The organism is Collimonas sp. (assembly GCF_039923675.1).
In the GTDB taxonomy this organism is placed as follows: Bacteria; Pseudomonadota; Gammaproteobacteria; order Burkholderiales; family Burkholderiaceae_D; genus Collimonas.
Genome location: NZ_JBDTCG010000110.1, coordinates 1 through 21,420, shown reverse-complemented (window position 1 = coordinate 21,420; position 21,420 = coordinate 1). Strand labels below are relative to the sequence as shown.

Annotated in this window: 12 protein-coding genes; 6 read left to right on the top strand and 6 right to left on the bottom strand. The window is 59.8% G+C overall.

Annotated features, from left to right (window positions below; genetic code table 11):
- Nucleotides 1-53: 53 nt before the first annotated feature.
- The 3 genes from ABI171_RS24235 (at nucleotide 54) to ABI171_RS24225 (ending at nucleotide 4,375) form a co-directional block, all read left to right on the top strand.
- Nucleotides 54-1,256, top strand: a complete 1,203-nt coding sequence (locus tag ABI171_RS24235) for a DUF2252 domain-containing protein (RefSeq protein WP_348095114.1) — start codon at nucleotides 54-56, stop codon at nucleotides 1,254-1,256.
- A gap of 139 nt (nucleotides 1,257-1,395) precedes the next feature.
- Complete coding sequence (locus ABI171_RS24230; RefSeq protein ID WP_348095113.1) at nucleotides 1,396-2,661, top strand: D-amino acid dehydrogenase; 1,266 nt, start codon at nucleotides 1,396-1,398, stop codon at nucleotides 2,659-2,661.
- Between the two features lie 208 nt (nucleotides 2,662-2,869).
- Complete coding sequence (locus tag ABI171_RS24225; RefSeq protein WP_348095112.1) at nucleotides 2,870-4,375, top strand: NAD(P)H-hydrate dehydratase; 1,506 nt, start codon at nucleotides 2,870-2,872, stop codon at nucleotides 4,373-4,375.
- A gap of 13 nt (nucleotides 4,376-4,388) precedes the next feature.
- Here ABI171_RS24225 and ABI171_RS24220 read toward each other — a convergent pair whose 3' ends face one another.
- From ABI171_RS24220 to ABI171_RS24195, 6 genes are all read right to left on the bottom strand, one after another.
- A complete protein-coding gene (locus tag ABI171_RS24220; protein ID WP_348095111.1) occupies nucleotides 4,389-4,706 on the bottom strand; it encodes a hypothetical protein in 318 nt (105 codons plus the stop codon).
- A gap of 407 nt (nucleotides 4,707-5,113) precedes the next feature.
- Nucleotides 5,114-7,177, bottom strand: coding sequence for a S46 family peptidase (locus tag ABI171_RS24215; protein ID WP_348095110.1), 2,064 nt, complete (start codon nucleotides 7,175-7,177; stop codon nucleotides 5,114-5,116).
- 82 nt (nucleotides 7,178-7,259) lie between these two features.
- Nucleotides 7,260-9,617, bottom strand: coding sequence for a penicillin-binding protein 1C (gene pbpC / locus ABI171_RS24210; protein WP_348095109.1), 2,358 nt, complete (start codon nucleotides 9,615-9,617; stop codon nucleotides 7,260-7,262).
- Between the two features lie 56 nt (nucleotides 9,618-9,673).
- Complete coding sequence (locus ABI171_RS24205) at nucleotides 9,674-15,805, bottom strand: alpha-2-macroglobulin (RefSeq protein WP_348095108.1); 6,132 nt, start codon at nucleotides 15,803-15,805, stop codon at nucleotides 9,674-9,676.
- Nucleotides 15,806-16,023: 218 nt separating this feature from the next.
- Entirely contained in the window at nucleotides 16,024-17,232 is a 1,209-nt protein-coding gene (gene hmpA, locus ABI171_RS24200) for an NO-inducible flavohemoprotein (RefSeq protein WP_348095107.1), read from the bottom strand.
- 84 nt (nucleotides 17,233-17,316) lie between these two features.
- A complete protein-coding gene (locus ABI171_RS24195) occupies nucleotides 17,317-17,763 on the bottom strand; it encodes an Rrf2 family transcriptional regulator (RefSeq protein WP_348095106.1) in 447 nt (148 codons plus the stop codon).
- Nucleotides 17,764-18,194: 431 nt separating this feature from the next.
- On the opposite strand from ABI171_RS24195, the gene ABI171_RS24190 reads away from it, so the two are divergent.
- The 3 genes from ABI171_RS24190 to ABI171_RS24180 all read left to right on the top strand — a co-directional run.
- Nucleotides 18,195-18,626 (top strand): spore coat protein U domain-containing protein, encoded by a 432-nt coding sequence (locus ABI171_RS24190; RefSeq protein WP_348095105.1) that lies wholly within the window; start codon nucleotides 18,195-18,197, stop codon nucleotides 18,624-18,626.
- A gap of 69 nt (nucleotides 18,627-18,695) precedes the next feature.
- Nucleotides 18,696-19,373, top strand: coding sequence for a fimbria/pilus periplasmic chaperone (locus ABI171_RS24185; RefSeq protein ID WP_348095104.1), 678 nt, complete (start codon nucleotides 18,696-18,698; stop codon nucleotides 19,371-19,373).
- 67 nt (nucleotides 19,374-19,440) lie between these two features.
- Nucleotides 19,441-21,420, top strand: a 1,980-nt coding sequence (locus ABI171_RS24180) for a fimbria/pilus outer membrane usher protein (RefSeq protein WP_348095103.1), incomplete at its 3' end; no start/stop codon positions are given.

Genomic DNA, 21,420 nt, shown 5'->3' with positions numbered 1-21,420 from the left:
TAAGATTGGCAGCATATTTAGTGCAGCCAACCTTATCCCCCGAGAGGCTTTTCATGGTGAATGTAGTCAAACGCATCCAGGAGTACAACGCCGGCCGCGATCCCCAGCGCCTGCAGCTCAAATACAAGAACATCCGCAACGATCCGTTCACGTTCTTGCGCGGCACCTGCCATCTGTTTTATGAACGTCTTCCCTACAGCGGCTTGATGCGAACCGCGCCATTGGCGTGGATCTGCGGCGACCTGCACCTGGAAAATTTCGGCAGCTACAAGGGCGACAATCGCCTGGCCTACTTCGACATGAACGATTTCGACGAGGCTGTGCTGGCGCCGGCGAGCTGGGAACTGGTGCGCTTCCTGACCAGCGTGCTGATTGCCGCCGACGGCTCATCCTCCAATCCTGCCGATACACGCCTGCTCTGCCGCAGTTTTATCGATGCCTATACCAATGCGCTGACGCTGGGTAAATCGCGCTGGATCGAACGCGATACGGCACCGGGCATGGTCGGCGACCTGCTGAACGGCTTGCGCGGGCGCTTGCGTTCGACCTACCTGGATATGCGCACGCTGCGCAAAGGCAAACAGCGCACATTGCGGCTGGACGGTAAAAAAGCGCTACCGGTCACCGATAAGCAGCGCGCCAAAGTCACCGGATTCATGCAGAAATTCGCCAGTGAACAGCCGAATCCCGAGTTCTACAAGGTGCTGGATGTGGCGCGCCGCATCGCCGGCACCGGCAGCCTCGGCGTCGACCGCTATGTGATACTGATAGAAGGCAAGGGTTCGCCGGACGGCAATTTCCTGCTGGACCTGAAGCAGGCGCTACCCTCATCCCTGACGCCGTTTTTGAAAGTGGCCCAGCCAAAATGGACCAGCGACGCGCAACGCGTGGTGTCGCTGCAACGGCGCTGCCAGGCTGTTTCCATGGCGTTTCTACAGCCGGTCATGCTCGGCAAGACGTCCTACGTATTGCGCGGCCTGCAACCCAGCGAAGACCGGGTAACGCTCAAGCAGCCGCGCCACAGCGTCAGCGAAATCCAGCAAGTGATGACCGTCATGGGCAGCATCGTCGCCTGGGCGCAATTGCGCAGCGCCGGCCGCCAAGGCTCGGCGATTGCCGATGAACTGATCGCTTTCGGACAAAGCAAGAAATGGAAAAAGCAGCTGCAGGACGCCGCCCAGGCTTGCGCGGTACAGGTGCGCAAGGATTGGCAAACGTATAGCAAGGCGTATGACGCCGGAGCGTTTGAATTGTAAATGCGCTGTGCTGTCCTCTTATCAAGTAATTCAAGGTATGATTCTGATCGCTGCACCGGCACGCAGACCAGCGGAACGTTGCGGCAAGAATAATCAGCTGCGCCAAGACAGTTTTGCAGCCCCCCCCTTGAGAACAATAGTGATACAGCAACAGACACAGAAACAAATCGTGGTTATCGGCGGCGGCGTAATGGGAGTCTGCAGCGCTTATTTTCTAGCCGAAGCCGGACACCAGGTAGCCGTAGTCGAACAACGCAGCAATGTGGCGGAACAATCGACGCTGGGCAACTCCGGCATCTTGTCGGCCGGTTCGGCCATGCCCTGGTCGGCGCCCGGCATACGCAAGAAAATCCTGGCCGGGATGTTCAACCAAGAGGCCTCCAACGTCCTCAACGCCCGCTTCAGCCCATCCCTATGGCGCTGGATGCGGCGCTGGGTGGCCGAATCCGAGATCCAGCGGTTTCGCTCCCATACCCACCAGATGCAGCGGCTGGCATCGTACAGCCAGGATCTGCTGGAACAGATCCAGCAACATTTCCAGCTCGACTTTGAACAGAGCCCGGGCATGCTGCGTCTGTTCCGCAGCGAAGCCGAACTGGCGGCGCTGGCGCCCACCCAGGAACTGCTTGCCGAATGCGGCGTCACCCACAAGTTGCTGGACGAAGCTGCAACGCGGGCGCTGGAACCGGCCCTGGCCAGCGCCGGGAAACTCGCAGGCAGCCTGCACTTTCCAGATCTTGGCTCAGGCAATTGCACCCTGTTTACCAAGCAGTTGAAAGCCATCCTGCAAGGGCTCGGCGTGCAGTTCCATTTCGACAGCACCGTCACCGCGATCGATCCGCAAGGCGCCAGGGTCGGCTTGCACATAGGCGGCGAGATCTTGAACGCCGATGCCGTGGTGTGCGCCGCCGGCAGCGCCAGCGCTCAATTGCTGAAACCTTTGGGACTGCGCTTGCCGCTGCACGCCATCAAAACCTATACCGCCACCGCCAGCGTCAAGAATTACGAAGTGGCACCGCAGATGGCAGTGCTGGACGACAGCTACAAAATCTCGATGGCGCGCATCGGCGCCCGCATGCGTCTGGCCGGCATCGCCGAGTTCGGCGCCAAAGACATGGCATTTGACGACAAGGCCCTGCGCACTTTGCTTAAAGTGGTGCACGACTGGTTCCCCGACGCCGCCAATTTCAACAGCGCCAATTTCTGGTGCGGCCACACGCCGATGCTGGCCGATGAAGTACCGCTGATCGGCCCTACCGGCGCCAGCAATGTGTTCGTCAATATCGCCCATGGCGGCTCCGGCTGGAGCATGGCGCTAGGCGCCGCCAAGGTGTTGGCCGACCAGATCTCGGGACGGGTGCCGGAAGTCGATCTGGATGGATTGACGGTAGCCCGCTATCGTTGAATCGAAGTCCGACAAAAGCAGTTAAGCGGGATCAGATTTTTTACGACAGCCTTATCATCGTAGAATGATTAGGACTTACGCAAAACTGCCCCAGCAAGGCACGACGACGAAGACAGTACGGCGTACGACTAGGAGGAGTAACGCCGCTGGGGCAGTTTTGCGTAAATCCTAATGATCTTGATCCCAGCTAACGGAGCACATACCCCCAATGAGCGCCATCTATCCTGTCGCCGACATCCGCAAAATCGAGCAGGCAGCCCTGCGCGACCTGCCTGCCTACACCCTGATGCAACGCGCCGGCCAGGCCGCAGCGCAAGCCGCACTGCGGCTGCTGCCCTGCCCCGCCCATAGCGCCGCGATACTGGTCCTGGCCGGACCCGGCAACAATGGCGGCGATGCGCTGGAAGCCGCCGCAGGCCTGGCCAAAGCCGGCGCCGAAGTCGTTGTGCTGCTCAAGACCCCGCCTTCGCAACTACCGCCCGACGCCGCCCAGGCATTGGTCCGCGCCCAGAAACAGGGCGTGCACCTGATGCCGCCCGAGCAGTTCGCCGAAATCGACGCCAGCCAATGGACCCTGGTCATCGATGGCCTGTTCGGCATCGGCTTGCGCCGCCCGCTCGAAGGCGATTGGCGCAACCTGGCGCAGGCGATTAACGCCATGCCATGCCCGCTGCTGGCGCTGGATGTGCCAAGCGGCCTTGACGCCGATACCGGCACTGTCGTCGGCGGCGCCAGCGGCATCGCCGTCAAAGCCAGCCATACCATCACCTTCATCGCCGACAAAGCCGGCTTGCATACCGGCGACGGCCCCGATTACGCCGGCGATGTTGAAGTCGCGGAACTGGCGATTGCTCAGCACTACCTGCCCGCGCCGGACATGTGGCTGAACCGGCCAGACCTGTTCGGCGATTACCTGCAACCGCGCCGGCGCAATTCGCACAAAGGCAGTTTTGGCGACGTCGCCGTGATCGGCGGCGCAGCGGGCATGGCCGGCGCGCCGATCCTGGCCGCGCGCGCCGCCGCCAAATGCGGCGCCGGCCGCGTGTTTGTCGGTTATGCCGACAACCCGCCGGCGTACGACAGCGCGCAGCCGGAACTGATGTGCCGCCACGCTGCCGATCTCGATTTCTCATCCGCCGTGCTGGTGGTCGGCACCGGTCTGGGCGTGGCCGATAGCGCACTGGCGCTGCTGACGCGCGCGCTGGATGCGCTCAACTGGCTGGTATTGGATGCCGATGCCTTGAATCTGCTGGCGCGCCAGCCGCAATTGCACATCCAGGTGGCGCAACGCCAGCACGCGGCACTCATGACGCCGCACCCGCTGGAAGCGGCGCGCCTGCTTGGCGTCAGCACCAGTGACATCCAGGCCGACCGGGTGGCGGCGGCGCGTAAGCTCGCCAGTCGCTTCAATGCGGTAGTGGTGCTGAAAGGCGCCGGCAGCATTATCGCCCGCGCTGATGGCGCGGTAGTGGTCAACCCCACCGGCAATCCGGCGCTGGCGACCGCTGGCAGCGGCGATGTCCTGTCCGGCATATGCGGCGCCTTGCTGGCGCAAGGCTGGCCGCAATGGGAAGCGGCGCTGGCGGCGGTATGGCTGCACGGCCGCGCCGCCGATCAACTGGTGGCGCAGGGTATCGGGCCGATCGGATTGACAGCCAGCGAACTGATCCCGGAAGTCAGGCTGTTGCTGAACCAATTGGTGCAAGAGCGCTGACGGGGGGACGCTACTACTGGTTCTTGCCGCGCCGGACTGCGCCAAAATGACGCGACAGGTAAAGTCCCATGATCAGGAAGCCGGCAAGAAACAAGCCGCATTCCAGATTGATACCCGGCGCTAGCGCTGAACGCGTATACAAGATTGCGCCCACCAGCAGGTTGGCCGAGCCCCAGAGAAAATTCAGCATCGGCGAGGAATCACCCACCCCGCGCGGCTTGGCGAAAGGCGTGGGGAATGCCTCGCCGCGCAAGCCGCTGGCCAGGTGTGGAATGCAATTGCACAGAAATGCGCCGGCGAAGAAAATCGCCACGTAGTGTAGAAAATTCATAGTCGCCTAAAGCAGGATTGAAGCGGAATTCGTGGCCCAGCGTTATTTGCTATACGCCCGAGGACAGCACGGGTTTTCATTAATGGCAAGGTGGGAATCAGGGGCAGACCGGGAATTATCGTCTCCAAATCACTTTCCTTCATGATGAGCATCGATGGAAGCTCCAATTAATAATCCCTCCCGGCGTCGCCACCGGGAGGGATTTATTGTAAGAGATTTAGACTACTTAAGGGGACCTCGAATAACCCTCGCTGCGTCATTCCCGCGAACGCGGGAATCCATTGTAATCAGTAACTTGGATCCTCCGCCTCGGCGTCTCCACCTAGGTGACGCGTTCGCGGGGATGACGGAGTTTTTAGAGGTGTCGCTTAATGTGGTCGCTTAATGCGGGCAATTAAATTTGCCAATTAACGCGCCTGGATTTCCTTGACCAGTTCTTCACCGCCGTAGACGTTTTTCAGCGTTTCCAGAATCGCGCCGCTATGCACCGCCACCGACCGGTTGTAGCGCGGGTCGTACCAGAATGCGCCGCCCAGCGAATGGATATTGCCGTCGAAAATCAGGCCGACGATTTCACCGTTGCGATTGATCATCGGGCTACCGGAATTGCCGCCGATAATGTCGTTGGTGCTGACCAGGTCATAGCGTTGCGCCAGGTTCAGCTTGCCTGCGGCCTTGGCGGCATGCCAGGACGCCGGCAAGGCGAACGGGTCGGCGCCGGTGTCCCGCTCGAAGGCGCCGCCGATGGTGGTGAACGGCGGGATCTGCTTGTCGCCTTCTTTCCAGCCCTTCACTTCACCGTAGGACAGGCGCAAGGTGAAGGTCGCGTCCGGATAGGCGCTGGTCCCTTGTTGCGCAAAACGCGCCTGGGCAATCAGCTCCGAGTTCTTTTGCTGGACCGATTCCACTTCCTTTTCATAACGGCTGCGAATCGCCCGCGCGGCCGGATCCAGCGCCAGTTCCATTTTAATCAACGGATCGTCGGATTTCAGAATGGCTTCCTTGCCGCCCTGCCACAGCGCCTTGCGCACTGCCGGATCGCCCAGCTTGGTGTTGTCGATCAAGGCAGCGCTAAGCTGATCCGGCGATTGCTTGCCAAGCACCTGCTTGACGAACGCGTCGTCGGTGCCAAGGATTTCGCGCATCTTGGTAAGCGAAAGCCCGAGCGTTACTTTTTCGAAATCGGAATATACCGGCGCGCTGGAAAACAATTCCTGCTCTACCTCAGGCAGCTTGGCGTCGGCATATTCCGGCAGCCGTTCGCCATTCGGCTTGGCGCGCTCTTCGGCGCCGCGCACCAGGTCGCGCGCGTAACTGAAGTACTTGCTGCTGAAGCCGCGGCCGCCTTCGATCATGCCGTAAGGCGCTTCGATCTGACGATACGCTTTCTGCGAAGCGGCAATTGCATCCCAGGCGCCGCCAATCTTGGCTTGCAACGCCGGCTGCTGCGCGACAAATTTACGCAGCGCGGTTTCATCATCCTGCTTTTGTTGCATCAGCACCGGATCTTGCAGAGCGCTCAGGCGGCCGCGCAGGGCCTTGTAGCCATTTTCCACGCCGAACAGCATCTGGCCTGCATTGCGGGCTGCTTCCGGGCTGCTCTTGCTGTACTGCTCCAGCACGCCGCGCAATTCGGAGAGCCGGATCAGCGTGTTGACCAAGGTCAGGTCACGCATGGTAGTCAGTTGCGACACGGTCAGCTGGCGCTGGGTCGAACCCGGCTGGCCGGTGACGAATACCATTTCGCCGTCTTCGGCGCCGCTTTTACTGAACGGGAAATAGCTGTCGATCTTGGCCGGCTTGCCGTCTTCATAAGCGCGCAGCAAGGTGATATCGAGGTCGTAGCGCGGGAAGTTGAAGTTGTCCGGATCGCCGCCGAAGAAAGCGGCGGCCTTTTCCGGCGCCCATACCAGGCGGGTATCCTGGAAGCGATGGTATTTGTAAACCTGGTACTGGCCGCCGTGATACAGGTCGACCAGGTCGCAGCGCACGGTTTCCTTGTCGTTGCCGACGCAGGCCGAAGTCAGTTTGGCCTTGATCGCATTTTGCGCATTCTTGAAGGCGGCGCCCTCGAGGCTGGCGGTCGCACTCTTGACTTGGGTGGTGACGTCGGTGATCAGCTCCAGACGGTTCAGTTCGATTTCAGGGCAGCTCAATTCCTGTTCGCGGTTCTTGGCCAGGAAGCCGTCCTTGATCAGGTTCTTTTTCGCTGTCGACATTTGATCCAGGCATTCGGATGCGCAATGATGATTGGTCATCACCAGCCCGTCCTTCGACACAAAGGACGCTGAACAGCCGCCGGCAATCCGCACCGAACCCAGCATGGTACGCTTGATCCACGCCTCGCTCGGCGTAAACCCGTACTCCGCCTGCATCTTCGCCTTCGGCAAATTGTCCAAAGTCCACATACCCTCTGCCGCCATGGTCATGCCTGGAACCAGCAGCGCCGCCAAAACCCAGTGAAATCGCATCGTCTTCCCTATTAATGAATTTTTAGGAGTGAAACATTACCACATTGAAATGAGAGTCGCCATCAGCCGGATGTGTTGGCAATCAAGGCACGAATTCGACCTCGATCTCGCGACCGTCGGCGCGCCCTTCCTGATCGATCGCCCGCAACTGATAATTGCCCGGCGCCGCCGGCAGCCAGCCGAGACTGTCGGCGGCGCGCGCCTTGCCGATCAGGCCGCCGTTGGCAAACCAGAACAGCATGTCTTGCGACGCCGTCGCGTTGGCGCGCAAGGAGATCGGCGTCATCTTCGATAATTGCAAGGTGTAGATCGCACCCGCATTGGGCGACACAATCGCCGGCCCATCTTCGGCAACGCTCTCCTGGCCGTTGCAATTTGCCGGCGTCGGCGGCTGGCGGCGCGGCATGCCTGCTTCGCGGAACAGGCGCTGCATGTCGGTCGGCCAGAATTCAAATACTTCAGTGCGGGTATACGGTCCATCCGCACAGGTTGCAAGGCCGCTGCGCGTATCGATCTTGACTTCGCGGTGCAGATTGCTGATCTTGATCGGCGACTTGCCCGGGATGAACCAGGTTTGCACCCGATCCTTGCACAGCGCATTCGGCAGGTCACCGCTGGCGCGGCAGACCTCGACCCGGGTCGCATTCGGCGGCGCCTTGAGCGTCACTATCTTTGAGTCCATCCGTTGCGCGCGCATGCTGTCGACAATCTTGAAAAACAGCGGCGCCGCGGTTTGCACACCGACGAAAGCCGGATTGCCGCTGCCATCGAAATTGCCAACCCAGACCAGCAATACATAATTGCCGAACACGCCGGCGCTCCAGGCATCGCGAAAGCCCCACGAGGTGCCGGTCTTCCAGGCGATGGCCGGGATACCCGGCTCGCCGGTATCGGGGCGCGGATTGGTTTGCAGCATTTGCATGGTGATGAAGGCTGCCTCCGCCGATAGCAGGCGATTGCTGTCTTCCGGCGGCGGGTGCCCTGGCGTCTGCGCCGCGGCCGTTCTTTCATAGTGCAATGGCCGCAGCACGCCGTCACTGGCCAGCATCAGGTACAGTCGCGCCAGTTCCTCCATGGTCAGTTCGCCGCCACCCAAGGCCAGCGCCAGGCCGTAAAGTTTTTCCGAAGCCAGCTTGCTGACGCCGGCTTGCTGCAGAAATTCGTACAAAGTCGGCTGCGACAATTTTGACGTCAGCGCCACGGCCGGGATATTGCGGCTGCGGACCAGCGCATCCTGGGCGGCGATCGGACCGATAAAACGGCCATCGAAATTCTCCGGGCTGAACGGACCGAAGGTGGTCGGCGCATCTTTCAGGATGGTCATCGGATGCAGCAAGCCTTGATCCAGCGCCAGGCCGTAGATGAACGGTTTCAGGGTCGAACCTGGCGAACGCTTGGCTTGCGTGCCGTTGACCTGGCCATCGATGCTCTTGTCGAAATAATTGGCCGAGCCGATGACCGAGCGCACCTCGCCACTGCTGCGGTCGATCAACATCGCCGCCGCGTTGTTGACGCCGGCATTGCGACGATTGGCGACAAATTGCGTCAGGATACGCTCCAGGGTGTTCTGCAACGGCAGATCGATGCTGGACCAGATCTCGCCACCGGCTCTGGTGCGCAGCAGATAATCGCTGGCGTGCGGCGCCAGGAAAGGCAGGCTGCTGGTGGAATACAGGGGTACCCTGGCTGCCAGGTCGGCCCGGTAAGCGCGCGCTTCAGGATGCTTGTCGAGCCAGGTTGCCGCCAGCCGCTGACGCGCCTGATCGCGGTTTTGTTCTTGTTGCGCGCTGCCACCCAAGCGCGACATGCCGCCGCGCTTTGCGGGGTTTTGCGGAATCACCGCCAGCGCCAGGATTTGCGGCAATGTCAGATGTTCGGCACGTTTGTGGAAATAGATCAGGCTGGCCGCCGCCACGCCTTCGATGTTGCCGCCATACGGCGCCAGGTTCAGATAGGCTTCAAGAATTTCACGCTTGCTGTAGCGTGCTTCCAGCCACAGCGCCGCCGCCAGCTGGCGGAACTTGCCGCCGACGTTCTGGCTCTGGATGCCATACAGGCGCCGGGCCAGCTGCATGGTGATGGTTGACGCACCCTGCCGCGTACCGCCGCCGTAAGTCGATGTCACCGCCCTGACCAGCGCCAGCGGGTTGATGCCGGGGTGCCAGTAGAACCAGCGGTCTTCATACAGCTGCACCGCTTCCGCCAGGCGTGGATCGATATCGTTCAATGGCACCCATAGGCGGTATTGCTCATCCGGCGCCAGCGCCAGCCGCAGCAACTCGCCATCCTTGGCGTATACCGCGGTGGAGCTTGGCGCGGCCGTGCGCAAAGACGGATGCGGCCACAGGCGCAGGCCGAGCAGCAACAGCGCCACCGTTGCCAAACCTAGCGCTACTTGCCGATGACGCCGTATAAAAGCAATCACAGAATCGCGGCTCAACAGATTAACTCGACGTCTCAATTCAACACTCCAACCGCTTTTTCCCTGCCAGGCGCTTATTTCTTGTCCGGGGCATTCACCGTCAAGCTTTGACCCGCTGCCGAGCGGGCCTGCACATTGCGTTCATACATCGATTCGGCATAGGCCGGCGGCACCGTGAAACGGCCACTGTTGGTGGCCTTGATACGGTAGGTGATTTCGCTGAAATCCTTGCCGACCGTGCCATAAAACACCACCCGGTCTTCGCGCACATCGGCGTAGGTGATATTCCAGTTGGATTTGGCGCCGGCCAGGCCGGCCAGCGCCGTCTTGGGTGCGACGCTATTCTGGTCACTGCTGGCGACATCGCTGCCGTCGGCGGCGCCGGCTTCCGGCTCGGCCGGCGTATCCAGCACCGGCTCGAAACCGCCAGGCGTCAAATCAACCAGAGCCACATTCGGCACGGCTTCACGATTAACGGCCCGGAATTTCAGATGCACCGTCAACTCATCGCCGACGCTGACGGCACTGACCGGCTTGCCGTCGGCGCCGACAAATTCGCGCAGGACTTCCATCCCGGACCGCAATTCCTCTTTCGGCGGCGCCTTGTCGAAACCGGTTTCAGTCACCGAGTAGTAGGTCGTCAGCTTGCTGTCGGTGCCAAAACGCAGCTTGGCGCTGCCAGGCGTAAAGGCGACGCGCGGCACCAGATTGTCCGGTAAAGTCAGCGGATGCTGCTTGCCGCTGGCGTCGATCTCGGTAATCGACAGCTTGCCCAACGCATCCGGACCCATCGCATTGGCATAGGCGTCAAACGCCAGGATCAGGTAAGCGCTCGACAAGGTATTGAAATTGCCATCGCCGATCGGCTTGACCAGCGCCGCCATCACCGACGGTGGCAGAGCTTTGACCCGCGCCGGGAAATGACGCGATAACAGGTACAGCACCTGCGCATCCCTGATCAGCGGATCGTAGTAATAGTCGTAGCCGAAAGGCTTGCCAGGCTTGACCAGTTGCTCGACCTGTTTGTCGATCAGATTGCCGGCCAGCTTGTCTTGCTTTTGCAATTGATAGGAAGCCGCCAGATAGGCCGCCGCCAGATCGCCTTGCCATTCTTTCGGATAACGCCGTTCCAGCGTCTCGCGAATGCTGGTCAGTAGCGGCGTGGTGACCACCATCTGCCGCGTCAGCAAATAGGCTGCGTAGGCGCGGACCCGCAATTGCGGCAAGTCGTTGGCCGGACTGGCAGCCAGTTTCTGTGCGTAATCCAAGCCCAGCTGCAGCATGTCCGCCGGTACCGCTTCGCCGCGTTCACGCGCTTCCAGCATCAAGTGCAGCGCATAGATGGAAGCGAATTCATCGGCTTGCACGGAGGCGTTCCACAACCCGAAACCACCCTCTGCATTTTGCCGCGTGCGTAATATTTTCAAGGCTGCGTCGAAACTGCGTGCGGTCGGCAGCTTGACCTCGGACTTCCCGAATTCCGGACGCTTCGAGAGTAGCAGCGCAGGCATTGCCTGGCTGACCATCTGCTCGGTGCAGAGGTGATCGAAATTAGCCAGGTAACTTGACAAGCCGCCGGCCAGCACCAGCGGCAAAGACGAGACGCCGGCTTCCAGCGTGCGATATTGCGGATACATCGAACGCTTCAGCGGCACCTCGACGGAACCGGTGAAATTACCCATGCTCAGTTGCGTATAGCGCGCCACCGGCGGCCGTACCGAGACATCGGTCACCAGTTTCGAGGTTTTGCCGGCATTGCTGCCTAGCGTAGAGGTAAAACTCAATGTCGCCGAACCCAGCATGGCCTGTGCGCCATCGACCGCCTTGACGCGGTAAGTTGCTACGCCTTCGTGCATTTCGCCGATTTTCAAGGTTTGCGTAGCGCTGCCGATCACCTGCAGATGCGGCGTGGTTTTCAAGGTCAGCGCCACCGCCGCATCCTTGCCGGAACCCGCCACGTTATTGGCAACGCCGACGCTGACATCGAACTCGTCGCCAGGCGTCACCGCCAGCGGCACATTCGGCGAAATCACAAAATCGCCGCGCACCAACGCCTTGGTCTGGGCGGTGCCGATGGTATTGTCGTTAACCGCGACCGCCATCACCCGCATGCTGCCGTTGAAGGTATCCGGTACCTGATAAGAGAATTCCTTGTCGCCGGCAGGCATATCGACAATGCCGGACCAATACACCGCCGGCTTGTCGTGCTTGCGCTTGAACGGGTTCAGATGCTTGCCCATGGCGCCTTCTGCATCGCCGCCGGGCGCGCTGGCTGCCAGCAGCTTCTTGAATTCCGGCAGGATCAGGTCGAGGATTTGCGAACTGCGCACTTCCAGCATTTTTTTCTGAAAAAAGAACGCCAGCGGATCTGCCATCTGGTAGCGGGCCACCTGCAAGATGCCCTCATCCACCGCAAACACCACCACCCGGGTCGCCTGTGAGGACGACAGCTTCATCTTCAGCAACTGGCCCGGCTTGACCAGCTCCGGCGTGTTCAGGGTCAGCGTATTGGTGCGCGCCGCCAGGCTGGTGGCGAATGGCACCACGCCATAGCTCAAGGGACTCATGAAAATTTCGTCGGACGAGGGATCGCGGATGAACTGCACGCTGATGTAACCGTTGCCTTCGAAATCCTTCGGCAAGTGGATTTTTTGCACCGAGGCCAGGGTATCGGTCTTGAACCACTGGTGGGTGAAAACTTTGTCGCGCTCGATGGTGATCAGGCCGGCGCCAACGTAGGGCGCGCGGATGCTGACCTCGATGTCCTCGCCCGGTACGTAGTCCTTTTTGTTCAGCGTCAGTTGCAGCTCGGCGTTGCGCTCCAGGCTGCGCGTGACATTGCCCTTGCCGGCCACCGCGTATTCGATGCGGTTGAATTCCAGGCCCTGGGCATCGCGGATGACGTAGGCGAAATTGCCCGGCGTATCGCTGGCCAGCGCCAGGCTGAAACCGGCAGCGGGAATCGCGAGCGGCGTTTCCTTCAGCAGGATTTCCTTCTTGCGCGATTCGTACTTGTAGCCGCCATCCTGCTGCTTGGTCAGCACCGACACATATTTGCGCTCGATCTGCTGCAACGTGAGGCCGGACACAGCGGTCTTTTGCGCCTTCGGATCGAGGGCGATAATGGATGCGTTGCGCTGGGCGCCGCGCGAGACAAAATCGAGCGCGCCATCGGCCTTGAAGCCGACCAGATATGGCAATTCGGAAACCAGCGTCGCCGTTTCGGCAGCAACGCCGCGCCCGCCTTGCGGTTCGTAGGCGCGCGTCAGCACCTGCAGCCGGTAAGTCGCCTTGGCATACTTCGACAAGCCGAGATCGAATACGGCGTCGCCCTTTTCATCGGTGGTTTCATCGCCGAGCTGGTCGTTGTAACTATCGGTGGCGCGTTGCGGATCGTAGAATTTATAGTCGGGAAATTGGCGGAAAGCCGGAAAAGCCGGACTCAAGGTCAGCTCCGCCGTCACCCGGCGGTTTTCCGCCGGCGTGCCGAACAGGTTCTGCGCATTGACCAGTATCTTCAGGTCTTTCGGATTGAGCCAGCCTTCACTGGTCCCGGCGCTGAACTTGGCGGCGATTTTCATCCGGTCCGGCTGGAACTCTTGTACTTTCACGCTAGTGCTGCCGACCTGGGCCCCGGCTTTGCCATCCCTGACCAGGTACAAGTTGACGCTATAGCTGCCGGTCGGTGCATCCTCTTGCGTGGTGTAGGACAACTCGCTGAAGCCGCCGGCAGGCAGCTTGATTTTTTCACGCTTGACGGTCAGGCCACGCGCATCCAGCACTTCCGCTTCCAGCGGCAGGCCGGTCAGGCCGCCGGCCCAGTTAGCGGATTTGGCGATCATGCCGATGTGAAAAGTGTCGCCGGGGCGATAAATGCCGCGGTCGCTGAACAGATAGGCCGAGACTTGATCGGCCACCGCCGCATTCTTGGCACCGCCGACATCGAAGCGCGACATGTCCAGCGCGCGGTCGGTTTTATTCAACGGCATGAAACTGAGATCGCCGGCCTTCTTGACCAGCACCATCAAGGGCGCGCGTTCACGGGTCAAGCCATCGATCTTGGCGAAATGGGCACGGCCGGTGGCGTCGGTGGCTTGCGAAAACAAGGTGACGCCATTCTTGCCGATGATCTCGACGCTGGCACCGTCTACCGGCTTGCCGTTGAAAATCGATTGCACGAATACGTCCTGCGAACCGTCCAGCGATTTTTTCACCAGGATGCCGAGATCGGTGACGATCACCAGGCGCTTGTCGACTTTGCTTTCCGGCACGGCATTATCGCCGCTATCCCCGTTCGCATTGTTATCGCCATTGGCGTCGCCTTGGTCGCTGCAATTATCGCCACAATCGGCAGCAGCCTCGGCAGCACCGTCAGCTGAAGCCGGCTCCCCTGGCTGGCGCTGATTCTTGGCCTGCTCTTTCTTGTCGCGCTCTTCGGCGGCCGGATCGTAACCGCTCACGGTCAACAGGAATACCCCACGACGCGCCTCGCCGTCGCCTTTCAAATACTGGTTCATGTCGACCGCTTCATAATGGGCGCGGCCGCGCTCCAGATCCGGCAACGGGATCTTGGTTTCGAAGCGCTCAGTCAGATTGTCCGGACCGAAGCGGGCATAGAACTCCGGATTGGCGAAATTGCCTTCGGACTGTGACACCAGGTGCTGCAACTGGGTGGTCAAGACCCGGCCGATTTCAATTTTTACGCCAGGCAGATCACGCACCAGCACGGCGACTTTTTTCTCACCGCTCATGGTCAGCAACGCACCTTGGCTGAGAATCTTCAGTTCAGCCGGGAATGGCGGCACCTGCACCACCCGTCGGTCAGCCTTGCCGAGAACATAGCCGCCAAACGATTTGAGGCCGGATTCAACCTGCACGTAAACCTGGGCGCCGACATCGGCGCGGTATTTGAAGCTATGGGTATCGGTAAACTCGTGTTCGGCCGGAATCTGCTCCAGCGCCAAACGGGTCGACTTGCCAAGGATCGCCGGCGTGATTTCATCAACACCCCAGGCTTCCGGGGTATCGTCGTCGCTAGCTGGTTTGATCACGCCTTTGTCATCCGGATGCGTTTTAGGCAGGACCCAGGCGCTGATCGCCTTTTTCATCTCACGCTCGTGTACGGTGGCCGTGGTGGTCAGGATCAAGACTTGTTCCGGCTCGTTCTTGTCGTTGGTTGCGACTTGCGGCGTCATGTCGGTCACCACCAGGCTATACAGGCCAGGCACTGCCACTTTTGCGCTCAAGGCATCGGCAAATGGCTGGCCGCCGCGCGCCGCAACGGCGCCCTTGGCGAGCGTGAAAGCGAGGCTGCCGCTGTCTTTCGGAATCGGCAGGTTGGCCGAACGGACATAGGCGCTCAGCTTGAATTTATCGTAGCTGACGGTAAATGACGTGGTTTCCTTGCCGATGCCGAGCACGCCGGCAGACTGCTGGCCCAGTTGCATTTCGATCCGCTTTTCGAGATCGCTGGAATTGACCGGATGACTGAAATGCAGCTCCACCACAGCCTGCTTGACGACCGGATTGAGCGGATCCTGATAGAACTCGGTACGGGCGATATCGACTTTGAACGCCGCGCTGTTGAATTTGGCGTCGTACTGCGCCAACCGCACTTCCGGGCTGAATAATTTCTTGTCGAAACCGACCTGGTATTCACTGCCCACCGGCCAGTCTTCGCTTGGCGTCAGGCTCAAGGTCTTGTCGTCATTCCAATGCCAGGTACCGGCGATGGCCGGGCTGACGGTAATGCCGCTAGCGACATCCTTGCCGACCATCGCCAAGGTCGCCACGGAATGGTCGAAACTGATCAGCAGCGGCTTGGGCAGCCGGTTGGCGGGATCTTCCTGTTCAATTTCGGTGCGCCCGGGATTGCTGACCTTGAGCATCACTTCGACCGGCTTCGGCCGCGCCTGCCACCAGTGATAACCGTACCAGCCGCCGCCGGCCAGCACCAGCGCACAGAGCAAGCCAAGCAGAAAATGGCGCGGCTTGCTGCGCGCAGCAGCAATGGTTGCCTGCCCCTGACGCCCGCTCCAGCGGGCCCAGGCAGGGGCTTGCCACGAAACTTTGCCGAACACCAGGTTCAACAACCACAGGACCAGCATCCAGAACGGACGCAGGATTTTGCCGATGATGGTAAAAATGGAAGAGAGCAAGCGCATTAGCTTGTTGGAGCTGGTTTTTGCGTCTTCTGGCTGCGGCATGGAACCCTCGATCGGTGCAAGGCGGATGAACTCAAATTGGACAGACCCCGCAGCAATCGACGTCGGAGCGCGGTCAAAAGATCGATCGCGCTCTCACAGGGCATGCCTCCAAGAAAATATTGCTCATATGGTACGTTAGTTACTTGTGTTTTTAAGCAAATTCATCGTGCAATAATGAGAAATAGTGAGAAATATTTTTGCCTTGCCGGCAACACCGTTTATTGCAAGTGCCCCAGCAAGGACGGCCCGAACACTTCCTGCCGGATCTGCCGTTCGGCGACCCCGCGCGCCAGCAAAGCCTGATGTTGGGCGTGCATGAACGGCGCCGGCCCGCACAGAAAATAGGCGGCGTTCTGCGGCAGCAGCGCATCCGGCACGGTTGCCAGGCGCAGATGGCCTTGCTGCTGATAGTCCTGCGGCACGCAATCATTTGCGGCCGGCCTTTCATAGGCTACGTACGACTGCATCCGCCCATGCTGCAACAGCAGCCGGTCCAGCTCGCGCTTGAGCGGATGGTGCCGGCCGTCGAGCGTGGCGTACAGGAAGTTGACCGGCCGATCCGGGTGTTGTTGCAAGCTGCCCTGCAGCATGCTCATCATCGGCGTGACGCCGACTCCGGCGCTGATCAGCACCAGCGGCGTATCGGCGGTCTCCGTCGACATGACAAAATCGCCGCAAGGCGGGCTGACCCATAGCACATCACCTTCCCGATACTGATCGTGCAACAGGTTCGATACCAGGCCGGCCGGGCTACCCTCTTCACGCTTGACGCTGATGCGCCAGTGGCCGTTGCCAGGCGCATCGGACAGGCTGTACTGGCGCAACTGGCGCAATGACAGTTCGGCGACATCAACGGCGACGCTGATGTACTGGCCCGGCTGGAAAGACGGCAATACGGCACCATCGGTCGCCTGCAAGTAGAAGGAAGTAACGGTCTCGCTTTCTTTCTGTTTGCGAACCACGGTGACCGAACGGTACTCGCCCGGCTCGACGCCATGCGCCTGATATAGCGCGCGCTCAGCCGCGATCAAGGCATCCGCCAGCATGCCATAGGCTTCGCTCCAGGCAGCCAGCAATGCCGGTGTGGCGGCTGCGCCGAGGACCTCGGCAATCGCGTCCAGCAGATGCTTGCCGACGATCGGATAATGCTCGGCCTTGATCCCCAGGCTCACGTGCTTGTGGGCGATACGGCTGATGACCGGCGCCAGCGCATCGGGATGATCGATATTGGCGGCGTACGCAAAAATCGCCGAGGCCAGCGCTTGCTGCTGGATGCCTGATTCTTGGTTCGGCATGTTGAAAATATTCTTCAACTCAGGGTGGGCAGCGAACAAACGCCGGTAGAAACACAGTGTGATGGTGACGCCATGTTCGCGCAGGACAGGAACGGAAGCGGCGATGTAAGGACGGGAAACGGCGGAAAGCATAGTGAACTCCTATTGTGACATTTAAAATACTACAATTAAGTTAAAAAAGTGCGCCGCCTGGCGGCGCACAGGTTTTCGGCAATATCAGGCGCCGGCCATCGGCTGGAAATGCATGCGTGCAATCGCGGTCGACGTAGGCGGCACGACCAGTTCGGCCAGGCTATGCCGGTTCATGCCGGCATAGAATTCCCGCTGACCGATATCCAGCACGCGCCTCAAGTGACAACTGCCGCGCAACACGCAAGGCGGTTCATCGCAACCCACCAGGCCCTTGTGTCCTTCCAGCGCGCTCAGAATATCGCCCAGATGCAGGCTGGCCGGCGCCTGCGCCATCCGCAAGCCGCCGTTGCGGCCAGGCGTTGCGCTGATCCAGCCCAGCTTGACCAGGCGATTGACCACCTTGTTCAGATGGTTCTTTGGAATATCGAATTGATTCGCCAGCTCGCCCACGGTAATGACGCCCTGCTCCGGCGTTGCCGCCAGATACATCAGGACGCGTAAACCGAAATCTGTAAATTTAGTGAATTGCATGGCTTTGCCACCCGCTGAAAACGGAGCATGAGTTCGCGATGTAGTCATCATACAATTGTTGCATTTTAAACGCAATAATAAATGATCTTAACATTCTTGCCTGAAAACCATTTGCAGATGAATGTAAAACTATAGAGATAAATCCATTGAAATGTTGCCTTTTAAATAAAAAACCAAATGTAACTTGACGCCGCTTCCCTATGAGTTCAATAATGACTCGAAACAATATTTCCTTAAGGAAAATTTAATCGCTGGGGAGGAGTGGCATACAACAGATATCCAAGCATTCACCTGGATTTCCACAACAGTAAATGTCAATCGGGAGATTTGCCATGAGAAAGTTTGTTCGGAACGGCATTGTGATTATCGCGTCAGCAACAGCCTGTGCAACTGTATCCACCCCTGCTTCTGCCGGAACCGCTACGGCGACCATGACCAATACGGTCACCATCGCCAACAACTGCAGCATCACCACGCTCGGCTTTACCACTACCTACGATCCGATCGTCACCAATGCCTCCACGCCGCAGACGGCGACTGCCAGCGTCACCACCACCTGCACCATCGGCGCCAGTCCGGTCATTACCCTGGCACAAGGCGCCAATCCGGGAACCGGCTCGACCGCAGCAGTACCGTTGCGCCGACTCTCCAGCGGTGGCGCAACGCCGACATTCCTCAACTACGGCCTGTTTTCCGACTCTGGCCATACCGTCACCTGGGGCGGCACCCCGGCGAGCGCGCCTACCGCAGTCGTCGCTACCGGCCTGGCTACTCCGATCACCATCTACGCCAGCATTCCCGCCGCCCAGTCCCAGCCTGCAGCGACTTATACCGATACGGTAGTTGCCACTGTCACGTTTTAGGCCGACTAATTGATGCCGCTCAAACCAGGCAAATGGCTAACGCTACTAGCTGTTTGTCTTTGTGTCCAATTGGCAGGCAATGCCGCCGCTGCATCGTTCAATGTCAATCCGATCGGCTTCGACCTGACTACGGAACGCAGTACCGGCGTCCTGCAAATCAGAAATACCGGTGACGAGCCGGTGCGCATCCAGGTGGATGCGGTCGACTGGAGCACGGATGGCCGCAAGGAAGTACTCAGCGAAACCGATGCGCTGTTGCTGAATCCGCCGATATTTGCAATCGCCCCCGGCCAAGTGCAGTTCCTGCGCTTTGGCCTGCGCCATCAGGAGAACTCATCAACCGAGAAAAGCTACCGGCTGCTGATCGACGAAGTGCCGCCAAGCGGCCCGCAGGCTCCCGGCCTGAGAACTTTGCTGAGAGTGAGCATCCCGGTATTCATCGGCCCGAAAATCAGCCAGGAAAAAATTTCCTGGCAGTTGAAACGCGAGGCCGGCGACTTGCTGCTGGTGGCTGCCAACGAGGGCAACGTCCATCGCAAGATTATCCAGATCCAGCTAAGCAATGCCGACGGCAAGGATAGCCTGCAAATCAATACACCTGCTTATGTTTTGCCAGGTCAGCGCAAGGAATGGTCCTTGGCGACCGGGAAACTCCGTGCCGGCGCGGTTCGACTGCACATTCTGACAGACAAGGGCGAGATTGAAGAACACCTCACGCTGGAGGCTGACCAGGTATCTAGCCGCTAGCCTGATCGCCTGCCAAACCCCGGCGCCGGCAGCAGCGGATCAGCCAGCGACTGAACAGGAAATTCTATTGGCCGTTGTCGTCAACGACAAGAAATTGACAGACGCAACGCTTATTCTGCGTACTGCGGCAAACGGTATCATCGTGCCGTCGCAGCTATTGACGGAGGCCCGCTTGCGTTTGCCGAATGTCGCCGCCATCAGCAGCCATCAGGAAAACTACTATCCGCTTGATGCCCTGCCCGGCGTCCATGCCGAAATAGAAGCCGGCACCCAGACGCTGAATATCCATGCGCCGGCGACCGCGTTCATCGGCTCGGAATTCAATCTTGGCGATCATCAGCGCATGCTGGAGCAAGTTTCCACGACTGGAGCCTTTCTCAACTACGACGTCAACTACGCCAAGGGCCAGGGTCGAAATAATCTGTCGGCGTTGACGGAGATCGGCATCTTCAGCGGCGGCGGCACTTACACCAGCCGCTTCGTCGGCCAGGATCTCACCGGCACGCGTTCGGTGTTCCGGCTCGACAGCCAGTACACCCGCGATTTTCCGGAACAACAGATGACGCTGGTGGTAGGCGACAGCGTCAGCGGCAGCAGTTCCTTTTCGCGCCCGGTGTATTTCGGCGGCCTGCAATGGCGCACCAAATTCTCCACCATTCCCGGTTACCAGGCGATCCCGCTGCCGGCGTTCAGCGGCAGCGCCGCCGCGCCGTCGGTGGTCGACATCTACGTGGATAACATCCTGCGCCTCAAGCAGCCGGTCGATACCGGCCCGTTCACCATCAACAACCTGCCGGTATATGCCGGCCAGGGCAATGTGCAGATGGTGGTGCACGATCTGCTCGGGCGGCAGCAGGTTTACAACCAAAGTTACATCACCAGCGCCCAGCTATTGCGGCAAGGGACCAAAGACGTCTCTTATGAAATCGGTGCTTTGCGCAACAATTTCGGCACCAGGAACAGCGACTACGGCCAGGCCTTCAGTTCTGCCACGGTACGCTACGGCGTCAGCAACAGTCTCACGGTTGAAAGCCATGGCGAGGTGATGCGGGGGCGCGAATCGCTGGGCGCTGACGCCGTCGTGGCGGTCAAGGATATCGGTCTGCTGAGCGGCGGCCTCGCCGCCAGCAATTCGGAACGCGGCAACGATACCCTGCAATACCTGCAATTCGACCGCCAGGGCGAACAATATGCCCTGACCGTGCGCGCCCAGACCGCCGGGCCGCGCTTTTGGCAGCTCGGCTTAGGCGACGACATGCTGGCGCCTGCCCGGCAAATCCAGGCGCAAGTGAATTTTTCCGTCGGCGCCAGCACCAATCTGGCGCTGGGCTATCTGAGCCAGGTCAATCGCAACCAGGACAACGTGCGCGCTGTGAATGCTGGGATCAATTTCAACTTGCGTAGCAGCGGCACCATCAGCATCGGATTTCTGAAATCCCTGACGCAAGATCGTCCGCTGTCCGCCAACATCGTCTGGGTGATTCCGCTGGAACACCAGAGTTTTGTGCAATTGGTGGCGAATGGCCAGCCGGGCAGCAAATCCTTGAGCGCCGAATACCAGCAAACCGCACCGCAGGAAGGCGGCTGGGGTTATCGCGCGCGCAAAGCGCTGTTCGACAATGGCGGCGAAGACATCGGCGCCAATTATCTCGGCACCACCGGCGAATACACGATCAATGCCAATCATGTGGATAGCCAAAGCAACCTGCAACTGGAAGCGCGCGGCGGCTTCGCCCTGCTTGGCGGCCACGTGCGAGCAAGCCGCTGGATGGATGACAGCTTCGCCATGGTGGAAGTGCCGGTGTCGCAACCCATCGATATCTACGCCAACAACATCAAGGTCGGCCATACCGGCAAGGACGGCGTCGGTTTCATCCCGCGCCTGGTTGCCTACGAACCGAACAATGTCTATCTGGATACCGCAGGGCTGCCCTTGTCGATGACGCTGGACCTGAACCAGAAATCGATCGTTCCCGGACCGAGAAGCGGCAGCCTGCTGAAATTCAGCGCCCAGCAAAACCAGAGCGCGACGCTGATACTCAGGGAC